We start from the raw sequence: 11,990 nt of genomic DNA on the forward strand, positions 1-11,990 counted from the left end.
CGGTTTATCTTCAATCTATCTCCTATAATTAGTATAAGAAGGAAAAGAAAATGGCAAAAGGACAATCACTACAAGATCCTTATTTAAACGCATTACGTCGTGAACGTATTCCTGTATCAATCTACTTAGTTAATGGCATCAAACTTCAGGGTCAAATCGAATCTTTCGACCAATTTGTTATTTTATTGAAAAATACAGTTAACCAAATGGTGTATAAACACGCAATTTCAACAGTCGTTCCGGCTCGTTCAGTTTCTCATCATAATAGTGTTCAGCATCACCATATTGTTCAAACTCAAGAAATGCAAGCGGAAGTATTAGCTGAAAATCAAACTGAATAATTTTGAATACAAACAAGCAATTCAAAGTATATACCGCAAGTGCGGTTGATTTTGCCCAAGATCCTACCGCACTTTCTTCCAACATAAATGTGCCTCAATTTGACAAAGCAATTGTGGTTCATGTTTTCTTTTCTCAAAATAAAAATCTAGAGGATTTACAGGAATTCCAACTTTTGGTTAAATCAGCAAATGTTGATATTCTTTCAATAATCACAACCTCACGCTCCACGCCACAAGCTAAATATTTTGTTGGACAAGGGAAGGCAGAGGAAATTGCTCAAGCTGTTGAACAACTCAATGCGGATATTGTGTTAGTTAATCATAGCTTAACACCTGCACAGACTCGTAATTTAGAAAGTATCTGTCAATGTCGTGTTGTCGATAGAACAGGATTGATTTTAGATATTTTTGCTCAAAGAGCGAGGTCGCATGAAGGAAAATTACAAGTTGAATTAGCACAACTCAGACACCTTGCAACTCGTTTAGTCCGCCGAAAAACAGGATTAGATCAACAAAAAGGTGCGGTTGGATTGCGTGGGCCGGGTGAAACACAATTGGAAACAGATCGCCGTTTAATCAAAGTTCGCATTACTCAATTACAAAATCGCTTAGAAAAAGTAGCAAAACAAAGAAATCAAAATCGTCAAACTCGCCGAAAAGCTGATATTCCGACAATTTCCCTTGTCGGTTATACGAATGCAGGAAAATCCACTCTATTTAATGTGCTAACTCAAGCTAATGTTTATGTGGCAGATCAATTATTTGCAACTCTAGATCCCACTTTAAAACGTTTACCAATTCAAGATGTAGGGAACTGTGTTCTTGCTGATACTGTTGGATTTATTCGTGAGTTGCCTCATGACTTGGTTTCTGCGTTTAAATCAACATTACAAGAAACTACTGAAGCAAGTTTATTGCTTCATGTTATTGATGTCGCAGATAGCCGTAAATTAGAAAATATGTTGACGGTTAATGAAGTTTTAAGTGAGATTAAAGCAAACCAAGTTACAACACTTTTAGTGTATAACAAAATTGATCAAGTCGAGAATATTCAACCTCATATTGAATTTGATGAAGAAAATCAACCGATTGCTGTTTATCTTTCTGCACAATTAAATCAAGGTTTGGATTTATTAGTTGAGGCTATTCGACAAAAATTAAGCCACGAAATTCTACATTTAGAGATCAATCTTGCTGCACAATACGGTAAAATTCGGCATTGTTTTTATCAGCTTAATTGTGTTCGGCAAGAGAAAATCAATGAACAAGGTGAATTCTTACTTGATATTCAAATTGATAAAATTGAATGGCTCAAATTAAGTAAGCAATTTCCGCTATTGAAACGTTTTTATGAAACAACAGAAATCAGCGACAAATAAACCGCACTTTTTAAGTCTATTTGACAATTCCGTATTGTTTTAATTTATTGGCAATGGCTGTATGCGACATCCCTAAACGGGCTGCCAACTTACGGCTACTTGGATATTGCTCATAAAATTTTTGTAACACCATTGACTCGAACTTATTCATTATTTGTTCTAAGGTTTCACCGGCAAATTGATCAACATTAACCGGCAAAATTTCTTGCTCTGATAAGTTTAAATCAGCAATTACCAACTCATTATTTTTGGCTAATGAGCAAGCTCGATATAAGGCATTATATAATTCACGCACATTTCCAGCCCAAGTATAATTTTTCAGATATTGAATAAACCGCTCATTAAAGTGCGGTACTGAAATAGAAAGTTTTTCACTAATTTGACGAATAAATATTTCTGTGAGAGGCTCAATATCTTCTACTCTTTCACGCAACGGTGGAATAGTCAAACTTAAAACATTTAGACGATGAAACAAATCTTCACGCATTTTACCTTGTTCAACATAGTGTTGTAGCGGAATTTGCGATGTGCAAATTACTCTTACATTTGCACAATGTTCTTTTTCCTCGCCAACACGACGAAAAGTACCATCGTTTAAAAAACGCAACAGTTTTGCTTGTAGCTCTAAAGAAAGTTCAGCAATACCATCTAATAATACCGTCCCTCTATTGGCATATTCAAAAAAGCCTGTTGTTTCAATTCCCTTATCCAAACGACCGAACATTTCACTTTCTGCATCTTCAGCAGGTAGCCCCGCACAATTTATGGCAATAAACAAGTGAGCCTTACGAGGACCGGCATTATGACTGGCTTTTGCAATTAAGTCTTTCCCTGTTCCGGTTTCTCCTTGAATGAGTAAAGGTGCGTCCAATCCGGCAAAAGCTTTTGCTGTTTCAATTAACGTCTGCATTTTTACACTTTTACATACAATATCATCAAAAGAAATCAGCTTTGTCATAATTTACCCCATTTTAAATCAATTGATTTTGTATTCTAAACGTTGAACAAAAAATGTAAAGAAAAATGAACACCAAAGATGAATATGTTTACTCTTGATCTACATCACAAAACCGAACATTTACAGGTTCAGTCAGTTCCAACACTACTACTAAAGTGTTAAAATCTCCTCAAATTTTTAAATTCACTTTAATAGCGAGGTATAAAATGGCATTTCGTATCGAAAAAGACACTATGGGCGAAGTTCAAGTTCCTGCTGATAAATATTGGGCTGCACAAACAGAACGTTCTCGTAACAATTTCAAAATCGGTCCTGAAGCTTCGATGCCAAAAGAAATTATTGAGGCTTTCGGTTATTTAAAAAAAGCCGCCGCTTATGCAAACCATGATTTAGGTGTGTTAAATACGGAAAAACGTGATTTAATCGCTCGGGCTTGCGATGAAATTCTTGCCAATAAACTTGATGACCAATTCCCTCTTGTAATTTGGCAAACTGGTTCAGGCACTCAATCGAATATGAATGTCAATGAAGTTGTTGCAAACCGTGCACATGTCATTCAAGGCGGTAAATTAGGAGAAAAATCCGTTATTCACCCGAATGATGATGTCAATAAATCCCAATCTTCAAATGATACTTATCCTACCGCCATGCATATTGCTGCTTATAAAAAAGTGGTTGAACATACGTTACCTTGTGTCAGACGTTTGCAAAAAACGTTAGCAGAAAAAGCAGAATTATTTAAAGATGTTGTAAAAATTGGTCGTACTCATTTAATGGACGCTACACCATTAACTTTAGGCCAAGAGTTTTCGGCGTATGCGGCACAACTTGCTTTCGGTATCAAGGCACTGGAAAACACCTTACCGCATTTGCGTGAGCTTGCCTTAGGTGGCACAGCTGTTGGTACAGGGCTGAATACACCTAAAGGCTATGATGTAAAAGTAGCGGAATATATTGCTAAATTTACAGGGTTGCCTTTTGTTACCGCACAAAATAAATTTGAAGCTCTTGCAACTCATGATGCGATTGTTGAAACTCATGGTGCCTTAAAACAGTTAGCAGTTTCTCTTTACAAAATCGCCAATGATGTTCGTTTATTGGCTTCAGGTCCACGCTCAGGCATTGGGGAAATTCTCATTCCTGAAAATGAGCCGGGTTCATCAATTATGCCGGGTAAAGTAAACCCAACGCAATGTGAAGCAATGACAATGGTTTGTGCACAAGTACTAGGTAATGATGTCACTATTTCTTTCGCAGGTACACAAGGTCATTTCCAATTAAATGTGTATAAACCCGTCATGGCATACAATTTCTTACAATCGGCACAATTATTAGGTGATGCTTGTGTGTCATTTGATGAACATTGTGCAATGGGTATTGAGCCAAACTATCCACGTATTAAGCAACAACTGGAGCAATCTTTAATGTTAGTTACCGCACTTAATACGCATATTGGTTATGAAAATGCAGCTAAAATTGCGAAAACTGCACATAAAAATGGTACAACATTGAAAGCAGAAGCCATCAATCTTGGGTTGGTGAGTGCGGAACAATTCGATGAATGGGTACGTCCGGAAGATATGGTTGGCAGCTTAAAATAGTTCACTTATTGAACATTTAATTAAGGCGAGATGAGTTCTCGCCTTATTTTTTACTACAATAGCTTTAACTTAACATTATTTTTTATAACTGAATTGGTTCCAATTTTGATTTTTGTTCCGTAGTTAAAACATCTGTTGAAATAATATGTAATCCGGTTTTGTTATTCAGTCCCAAATCAGCATGGAAATAATCAGGTAATTTGTACATTGCACCTGTTATAGGATCAACAATAAGTAACCCAATTAAGCCTCCAAATACAAAGTTTCCAATATACCAACCATCAAGTTTTGCTTCTAACAGAAAAGTTTGGCTTTTGGCATTTTTACCTTCAGGGGTAAAAGTAATTTCATATTTTTCGCCTTTGAAATATCCGGCTCCTGCTGGTAAGACAACATTTTGAGGTGTTTTTCCTGATGTAATAACTTTTCCAGCTCTATTTTTTATCACAAAGTAGGCATTACTAGGGTTTGATTGAATTGAAACATTATAATTGCGTTTACTCACGATAGTTGCACAACCGGTAGCAAACATAGCGACAACTGCTAATACTGATAATTTTCTTAATCTTTTCATGGATAAATCCTCTTAAATGTGTAAAATGGTAACAATTATACTAATCTGTCTATTAGTGTTCGAAGTTAGATTTTAGGTAACAATCTATATTTTGACTAGAAACGAATAAGATAAATTACTACCTAAATTGTGATTAAAATTACCCAATTTGTGAGGTTCTCATGGCAATGCATAATAAAATTCGCCTGATGCGGGAAGTCCGCCAATGGTCTCAAGAAGAAATGGCTCATAAAATGAATATGTCTCTAAGTGGTTATGCAAAAATTGAACGGGGCGAAACAAAGTTGCACTATGATAAATTGGTTCAGATTGCTCGTATTTTTAATATGAACTTAGCGGATCTGATAGATATTGATAAAGGTGTAATTTTTTGTATGAATGAGAACAGTGATTATATTTATACAAATTATGGCAATATGAGTGAATCATCGTTAATTGAAATCGAAAAATTAAAACTGACGCTTGCACATAAAAATGAGTTGCTTATTCAAAAAGAAAAAGAAATTCAATCACTTAAAAAGATTATTACCCTGTTGGAAACTTCAAAATAAGGCATTTCTCTGATGTATCGTTGATTGGCAAGAACACCACTTTAAAAATTACCTGTTGGCGAAATGATATATGTTTTAATTACTTTGCTGGATCATAATATTCCGTTATGTGTTCTTTTAGTGAGCCGGTTGTCCGAAAAAATTCATTGGCTGATGAAATAGCTTAAATTTTCCAGCATTTCATTAATTATTTAACCTCTTATCTGTTTGTCTTTCCCTTTAAAAGCGTCTTATTTTATCAATCGTCTTTGTGAAATTTTTGAGAAAAATTTGAAATGATATCAAATGCTTCTGTAATCATTCGCCTGTTGTAATAATTGCCGACTTTCTTTCAAAAATTGCTCTGAATACTCACCAAACCATTCCCGCACTTGATTAAAACAGTCAATAAACCCCTGCTTGTTATTATGTTCAAAGAAATTTAGACTTTCTTCATAGCTTTGTTTTAGACTCTTAATCACTTCCAAATTCTCCGATTTGTCCATAATAATATCTGCATAAAGTTCCGCATCTTGAGCAAATAAACGTCCGATCATGGCTAATTCAAGACGATAAATGGGTGAAGATAGGGCAAGCAATTGTGCCAACTCAATAGGTTGTTTTGATAAATGCAAACCATTTGCAAAGGTTGAAAAATGACGTAAGGCTTGTACATACGTCATACTTTTATCATGTTCGGTTGCATCAACTTGATAAATTTTCGCTCCCCACATTTGAATTTGTTCCAAAAACCATTGGTATTTTTCAGGGTAGCGACCGTCACAACGTACTACCACTTGCTTTGCCATATTGGTAATATCCGGACCAAACATTGGATGTAATCCTAATACCGCACCTTGATGCACTTGTAACATTTTTTCCAACGGTTGACGTTTGACTGAGGTTAAATCTGTTAATAGCATATTTTCGGTTAGATAAGGCTTTAGACGGTCAATCACATTTAAAGTTTGTGCAATTGGGACACAAACAATAACTACATTTGCATTTTGTAAAATTTTATCCGCACTTTGCCAATCCTGTTTCTCTAAGACAGCAATTTGATAACCGGAAGAAGACAAATAACGAGCAAATAATGCCCCTAATTTTCCCTTTCCTCCAACAATGACGATTTTTTTTATTTCAGGATTTGCTGTTTTAAAACCGTATTGATTTTCTCTAGTATAAGATTCCCGCATCAAACGACGCAAAACATCTTCAATTAAATCCGGTGAAACACCTAACTTTTCCGCTTCATTGCGACGAGCCTGTAACATTTCATTTTCACGTTCAGGTACATAAATCGGTAATCCATATTGATGTTTCACTTTGCCTACTTTTCTGACTAATTCTAAGCGTTGAGAAAAAAGGTGTAGTAATTCACGATCTAAGCAATCAATTTCTGTTCTTAAATTTTTTAAAACGTCCATAGCTATTTTCATCTTACTAATATAGTTTGTACATTTATTATTACAATGGTTGTAAAAAATAACTTACAAAATAAATATCAAATACGCAACTAAATTTTATAAAAAAATACCGCACTTTGCGTTCTGATTAATCCGCAATCGTTTGCTTGTGTAATTTATATTATGCTATTCTTAGCATTATTTTTAGTAAAGGAATTCTTATGCAAGATAATAAACCTCAAATAGCCATTGTCATGGGATCAAAAAGTGACTGGTCGACTATGCAAGAAACCGCTATCATTTTAGATAGCTTGGATTTACCTTACCATGTTGAAGTTGTATCGGCACATCGCACTCCCGATAAACTCTTTGAGTTTGCAGAAAATGCAGAAGCAAAAGGTTATAAAGTGATTATTGCTGGTGCTGGTGGTGCCGCACATTTACCCGGTATGATTGCAGCAAAAACTATCGTGCCTGTATTAGGTGTGCCAGTAAAAAGCTCAACGTTAAATGGTGTAGATAGTTTATATTCTATTGTGCAAATGCCCAAAGGCATTCCTGTGGGAACCTTGGCTATCGGATCTGCCGGAGCTGCAAATGCCGCTTTGTTAGCCTCACAAATTCTCGCTGCTTTCGATCCGCACTTAGCACAAAAATTGCACCAATTTCGCCAAGCTCAAACTGACAGTGTTTTGAATAATTCCGATCCGAGAGAATAAGGCTTTAATTCTTCATTAGGTAATGTTGAGCAATGAATAAAAAGCCGATAGTTAAAACATCCTATCGGCTTTATGACTTGGTCAGAAAAATTAGGCTTTATAATTTTTATTCAAAGCAAATGTATATCCTCTCAAACTGTTGTTTAGGACTTTCCGGTATCCATCCTGCTATTCTTAGCATAAGTCATTTGGTTTCCCAAGCCATTTTAATTAGTTGTCTTTTGACACTACTAAGAGTTCAATACCTTTTTCTCTAATTTTTTCTCTCATTTCTAAAGACAAACCTTCATCCGTAATAATTGTATGGATTTTATTTAAACCACACACAATATTCGGGCTTTTTCTTCCAAATTTGCTGGAATCGGCTAAAACCACAATTTTTTTCGCTGCATCACACATTAGAGAACTCACTTTATAGACCTCATTAAAAGTAGTTAGCCCAACGTCTAAATCAAAGCCATCAGTACCGATAAAAAGTATATCAAAGGTTGAACCGATAAAAGCAGATTCAGCAAAATAACCGTGAAAAGAAGCCGATTTTTCACGAAATGTCCCGCCGGAAATTAATAAATTATAAGGTTTATTCAGTACTAAAATAGCATTAAAGATTGTTAAACTATTTGTCATTAAAGAAAGATTATCAAACTGCTTTAAGTATGGGATCATTTGTAGCACAGTACTCCCTGCATCAAAAATGACCGAATTTCCTTCACTAATAAGCGTTGCTGCTTTTTGCCCAATACGTTGCTTTTGTTGAATATTAATTGCTGTTTTTTGTGCAATCGGTTTATCTTCTTTGTCCTCTTTATTGATTTTTTCTTCTCGTTCAAGAAGTTCTTCATCAATTAAGACGACACTTCCATAAGTACGTAAGACCTTTCTATCTTCTTCAAGTGCGGTTAAATCCTTACGAATTGTTGCACCCGTCAATTTAAAATGAGTAGCCAAAACATCTACTTCCGTTCGCCCATATTTTGCTAAAAACGCTAAAATTAGCTGTCTTCTTTCAAAAGGTTTCATTGTTCCTCCAATTTAGCAAAAATTGGAGCGAACCAATCTATGCTAATATAGTTTTAGTTTTGTCATGACATCTAAAAGTGAAGCCATTCTTTCATCGGCAATTGAAAATTTTTCATTTTCATAATTGGAATTCACCAAAAATGTAGTTAAATTGGCTGCTTTGGCTGCAATTAAACCAGTAATACTATCTTCAATAACAATACATTCTTGTTTTTCAATCCCTAATTTTTTTACTGCTCTCAAATAGACGGCAGGATGTGGTTTGCCATATTCTTCATCCATTGCACTACATTGAATTGGGAAGTAATCCCACAATTTTAAGCGATCAAAAATGGTCTTAATTACAACTGGAGGCGATGATGTAGCAACTGCCAGTTTAATATGATTAGATTTTAAAAACGCTAATAATTCATACAGCCCTTTCAAGGCTATACCTGTTTGTGCAATTGCATTACAGCCATTTTCCAAAATTGCTTCACTTAATTTTTGGTTGGATACGGATAAGTTAAATTTTTTAATCCAAGTTTCACTCAATTCATCGATCCGTTTACCCCTAGTGAATTTTTCACACTCTTTCTCGGTAATTGCGATACCAAATTCAGCCAATACCGCAATTTGAGCCTTTGCCCATTGAGGTTCTGAATCAATCATTACCCCATCCATATCAAAGATAACACTATTGATTTGCATCCTTTTTCTCCATTATCGCATTTTTCAATGAAAAAATATTCAAAATGAAATAAAATTTACATTGTTTTTTGATCTTAACAACTATATCCGGAAGATATTGCTACTTTTAACGCAAATTGTGAGCGTTTATCAGTTGGAAAAATTTTTTCCGGAATAATTTGATCAAGAGGTAAGCCAATGACGTCAACTAACTTTTGTGGTCTAGCAAAAACAGAAAAACCTTTCATGTGAAGACTATCCACAACTTTTTTCTCTTCATTAAATGCCAAGACAATCACAGATTTTGGATTAAAACGACCGCTGTTACGCCCAACAGTGATTTTTCCTTTCTTGCTTATTTCTAGAAAAGCTTGGTTAAAGGCTCTAATTTGTAGCCAGCCTAGAATAGATTGCAAAAGCCACATTATAATTGAGAATGTAATCAGCAATGTAATTGGATCCATTTTTACCTCTTAATAAAAAGCCATAGAGTCTGAATAATCTGGCTGTTTACTCATTTAGAACATCACTTGACCGCCAGTAATATTAATTGACTGTCCAGTGCAATAAGCCGCTTCTTCGCTAGCATAGAATTTTAAAACATTCAGTACATCTTGATAATCACAACCTCGCTTTAAAGGTACTTTATCAATATAAACTTGCTCCACTTCACTCTCCGAGATACCAAGTTTAGCCGCATATTGTGGAATTAAAGATTGGAACATCGGCGATTTCAATAAATTGCCTAACATTAATGAATGAACTGTAATGCCTTTGTCAGCAAGATCTAATGCTAAGGATTGCGTTAAGCCAACACCGCCAAATTTTGCCGCACTATAACCAGAATTGTACTTACTTCCGACTTTACCCGATTTAGAGTTAATTTGAATGATACGCCCTTTAATGCCATCACGAATCATTAAACGGGAAAAATGCTTGGCAGTTAAAAAGTAACCCGTTAGATTCACTTTTACTGATAAATCAAAATCATTTAAATTGAAATCCCAAATGGGTGAAGCTTTTGCAGTACCTGCGTTATAGACCAAGACATCAGCACGACCAAATACACAATCCGTTACTTTTGTCAAAGCTTCAACGCTTGATTCATCGCCCGCATCAACTTGCACCCCAATTGCATTTCCTTCGCCTTGCTTGACGTTAATATCAGCAGCTACTTTTTGTGCATTTTCGCCATTTAAGTCGGCAACAACAATACGATAGCCGGCATCCGCTAAACCTTTAGATAAAAATGCCCCTAGTGTTTGACCACCACCGACAACGATGGCTACTTTTTTTTCATTATTCATAATATATTCCTTTAACTTTCAATTTGAAATCATTTCTAATTTGGACTTAATCACGTTTAATAACTAAGATGGAACTTTCCATTAATGTTTTTGGTGGAACACCAACAACATGAACACTTCCCGGAAATTCCGCTTCGGTCGCCCCATCAAAACGGAAAGTAATGTGTCCGAGTGCGGATAAATTATCCGACGCTACACTGCCAATGGCGGTAATCGGATATTCAACACCATCAAATTCGGCAATATCGCCAACTTGTAAAGCGTCGCTTAATTCAGATGGATTGTGTAAGAAACAGTAATCTTCTAAATCGGCAGGTGCATTTTGTTTGAAAGTGATTAACATATTGTCGTTTAGTGCATCATGAGCAAAATTGCCGATTTTAGTAAACGTTGTTTTATAGATAATCGTCATTTGAATATTCCTTTTGTTTTACAAGCGGTTGGTTTGCAAATTTAACCGCTTGTAAAGTGATTACTGATAAATGAATGCAGATACCGCCCATGCAATTAATACTGTCGGTGCACCAGTCAAAAAACGACTGACTAATACAGAAGGTACGCCCACTCGCACAGTATCTTGTTTCGCTTCTGCCATTGAAAGCCCCACGGGAATGAAATCACAAGCGGCTTGAGCATTAATGGCAAAAAGTGCCGGCAGGGCTAAATGTGGTGGAATGTTCCCTAAACCGATTTGTGTCCCTACTAATACACCGATAACTTGAGCAATAACAGCTCCGGGACCTAAGAATGGAGAGAGTAGTGGGAAAGAACAAATTAACGCAAGAGTAACTAAACCGAGTGGGCTATTTGCAAGCGGTGTTAAACCATGAGCAATTAAATCCCCCAAACCGGAAGCAATAATGATTCCAATCAAGGCGGAAACGAATGCCATAAACGGTAAAATGGTTTTCAGGACTGTATCAATAGTATCACGTCCGGCTTGGAAAAAGAGTGCGGCGACAGAACCCATTCCCATACCTATTTTTGCCAATAAACCATTACTTTGTTCGGTGATTTTTTTACTTGAATCATACTCTTTTGCGGTAGTTGATGAAGCAATTTTTTCTTCAGATATGACAGAAAGGGCTGCGGCATCCACATCAATTAACGAAATATTATTTTCTTTTACGGCAGAAACATAAATATCTTCAACAATAAATTCTGCTAAAGGTCCTGATTTGCCGGTTGCGTGAATATTAATAGTTGGAATGCGACGTTTTGGGTAAAGCCCACAACGTAATACACCACCACAGTCAACAATTGCAATTCCAATTTCTTCTGCTGGCGGTTCGCCTTCTTTAAAACCATCTACTGCTTCCCAGCCAGTTAATTCCACCAATTTATTCACAATAGCAGGACGAGTGCCTCCGGTCATATAAAGTATTTTTTTGCCTTCAATAATAGATAATGTTAATGGACCACCCCAACCACCGTTACCTTTTTCAATATAAACTGCTTTATTACTCATAATGTATTCCTCTACTTT

The 11,990-nt window shown here is 35.9% G+C and carries 14 protein-coding genes; 5 read left to right on the plus strand and 9 right to left on the minus strand.

The features are described from left to right. The first annotated feature begins 50 nt into the window (after positions 1-50). On the plus strand, positions 51-341 hold the full coding sequence (gene hfq, locus HSM_RS05555; RefSeq protein ID WP_012340261.1) for an RNA chaperone Hfq: 291 nt from the start codon (positions 51-53) through the stop codon (positions 339-341). 2 nt (positions 342-343) lie between these two features. Then, the gene (hflX, locus tag HSM_RS05560) at positions 344-1,720 is read left to right on the plus strand and encodes a ribosome rescue GTPase HflX (protein ID WP_012340262.1); all 1,377 of its coding nucleotides are present in this window, start codon (positions 344-346) and stop codon (positions 1,718-1,720) included. 16 nt (positions 1,721-1,736) lie between these two features. Here hflX and HSM_RS05565 read toward each other — a convergent pair whose 3' ends face one another. Beyond that, positions 1,737-2,678, minus strand: a complete 942-nt coding sequence (locus HSM_RS05565) for a sigma 54-interacting transcriptional regulator (RefSeq protein ID WP_012340263.1) — start codon at positions 2,676-2,678, stop codon at positions 1,737-1,739. A gap of 206 nt (positions 2,679-2,884) precedes the next feature. On the opposite strand from HSM_RS05565, the gene fumC reads away from it, so the two are divergent. Then, on the plus strand, positions 2,885-4,279 hold the full coding sequence (fumC, locus tag HSM_RS05570; RefSeq protein WP_012340264.1) for a class II fumarate hydratase: 1,395 nt from the start codon (positions 2,885-2,887) through the stop codon (positions 4,277-4,279). An 82-nt stretch (positions 4,280-4,361) separates the two neighbouring features. Here the strand turns inward: fumC and HSM_RS05575 are convergent, their stop codons facing one another. Next, positions 4,362-4,853 (minus strand): hypothetical protein, encoded by a 492-nt coding sequence (locus HSM_RS05575; protein WP_012340265.1) that lies wholly within the window; start codon positions 4,851-4,853, stop codon positions 4,362-4,364. A gap of 161 nt (positions 4,854-5,014) precedes the next feature. Between HSM_RS05575 and HSM_RS05580 the strand changes: the two genes are divergently transcribed. Next, the gene (locus HSM_RS05580; RefSeq protein ID WP_011608826.1) at positions 5,015-5,404 is read left to right on the plus strand and encodes a helix-turn-helix domain-containing protein; all 390 of its coding nucleotides are present in this window, start codon (positions 5,015-5,017) and stop codon (positions 5,402-5,404) included. A 281-nt stretch (positions 5,405-5,685) separates the two neighbouring features. Here the strand turns inward: HSM_RS05580 and tyrA are convergent, their stop codons facing one another. Beyond that, positions 5,686-6,810, minus strand: coding sequence for a bifunctional chorismate mutase/prephenate dehydrogenase (gene tyrA, locus HSM_RS05585; protein ID WP_041605073.1), 1,125 nt, complete (start codon positions 6,808-6,810; stop codon positions 5,686-5,688). Between the two features lie 200 nt (positions 6,811-7,010). On the opposite strand from tyrA, the gene purE reads away from it, so the two are divergent. Next, a complete protein-coding gene (gene purE, locus HSM_RS05590) occupies positions 7,011-7,508 on the plus strand; it encodes a 5-(carboxyamino)imidazole ribonucleotide mutase (RefSeq protein WP_012340268.1) in 498 nt (165 codons plus the stop codon). Between the two features lie 210 nt (positions 7,509-7,718). Here the strand turns inward: purE and srlR are convergent, their stop codons facing one another. From srlR to srlE, 6 genes are all read right to left on the minus strand, one after another. Continuing rightward, complete coding sequence (gene srlR, locus HSM_RS05595) at positions 7,719-8,528, minus strand: glucitol operon DNA-binding transcriptional repressor SrlR (RefSeq protein ID WP_012340269.1); 810 nt, start codon at positions 8,526-8,528, stop codon at positions 7,719-7,721. A 42-nt stretch (positions 8,529-8,570) separates the two neighbouring features. Beyond that, on the minus strand, positions 8,571-9,218 hold the full coding sequence (gene hxpB, locus HSM_RS05600; RefSeq protein ID WP_012340270.1) for a hexitol phosphatase HxpB: 648 nt from the start codon (positions 9,216-9,218) through the stop codon (positions 8,571-8,573). A gap of 74 nt (positions 9,219-9,292) precedes the next feature. Beyond that, the gene (gene gutM, locus HSM_RS05605) at positions 9,293-9,661 is read right to left on the minus strand and encodes a transcriptional regulator GutM (RefSeq protein ID WP_011608831.1); all 369 of its coding nucleotides are present in this window, start codon (positions 9,659-9,661) and stop codon (positions 9,293-9,295) included. A gap of 54 nt (positions 9,662-9,715) precedes the next feature. Beyond that, a complete protein-coding gene (gene srlD, locus HSM_RS05610) occupies positions 9,716-10,504 on the minus strand; it encodes a sorbitol-6-phosphate dehydrogenase (protein WP_011608832.1) in 789 nt (262 codons plus the stop codon). A 46-nt stretch (positions 10,505-10,550) separates the two neighbouring features. Beyond that, positions 10,551-10,916: a PTS glucitol/sorbitol transporter subunit IIA gene (srlB, locus tag HSM_RS05615; protein WP_012340271.1), complete on the minus strand. Its 366-nt coding sequence runs from the start codon at positions 10,914-10,916 to the stop codon at positions 10,551-10,553. 60 nt (positions 10,917-10,976) lie between these two features. Continuing rightward, positions 10,977-11,972, minus strand: coding sequence for a PTS glucitol/sorbitol transporter subunit IIB (srlE, locus tag HSM_RS05620; RefSeq protein WP_012340272.1), 996 nt, complete (start codon positions 11,970-11,972; stop codon positions 10,977-10,979). Positions 11,973-11,990 lie beyond the last annotated feature (18 nt).

Source organism: Histophilus somni 2336, from assembly GCF_000019405.1.
Lineage (GTDB): Bacteria > Pseudomonadota > Gammaproteobacteria > Enterobacterales > Pasteurellaceae > Histophilus > Histophilus somni.

Coding starts and splice junctions, on each gene's coding strand:
- HSM_RS05575 (WP_012340265.1), bottom strand. CDS start 4,853: ATGAAAAGATTAAGAAAATTATCAGTATTAGCAGTTGTCGCTATGTTT.
- HSM_RS05565 (WP_012340263.1), bottom strand. CDS start 2,678: ATGACAAAGCTGATTTCTTTTGATGATATTGTATGTAAAAGTGTAAAA.
- fumC (WP_012340264.1), top strand. CDS start 2,885: ATGGCATTTCGTATCGAAAAAGACACTATGGGCGAAGTTCAAGTTCCT.
- hxpB (WP_012340270.1), bottom strand. CDS start 9,218: ATGCAAATCAATAGTGTTATCTTTGATATGGATGGGGTAATGATTGAT.
- srlB (WP_012340271.1), bottom strand. CDS start 10,916: ATGACGATTATCTATAAAACAACGTTTACTAAAATCGGCAATTTTGCT.
- hfq (WP_012340261.1), top strand. CDS start 51: ATGGCAAAAGGACAATCACTACAAGATCCTTATTTAAACGCATTACGT.
- HSM_RS05580 (WP_011608826.1), top strand. CDS start 5,015: ATGGCAATGCATAATAAAATTCGCCTGATGCGGGAAGTCCGCCAATGG.
- tyrA (WP_041605073.1), bottom strand. CDS start 6,810: ATGGACGTTTTAAAAAATTTAAGAACAGAAATTGATTGCTTAGATCGT.
- srlE (WP_012340272.1), bottom strand. CDS start 11,972: ATGAGTAATAAAGCAGTTTATATTGAAAAAGGTAACGGTGGTTGGGGT.
- srlR (WP_012340269.1), bottom strand. CDS start 8,528: ATGAAACCTTTTGAAAGAAGACAGCTAATTTTAGCGTTTTTAGCAAAA.
- purE (WP_012340268.1), top strand. CDS start 7,011: ATGCAAGATAATAAACCTCAAATAGCCATTGTCATGGGATCAAAAAGT.
- srlD (WP_011608832.1), bottom strand. CDS start 10,504: ATGAATAATGAAAAAAAAGTAGCCATCGTTGTCGGTGGTGGTCAAACA.
- gutM (WP_011608831.1), bottom strand. CDS start 9,661: ATGGATCCAATTACATTGCTGATTACATTCTCAATTATAATGTGGCTT.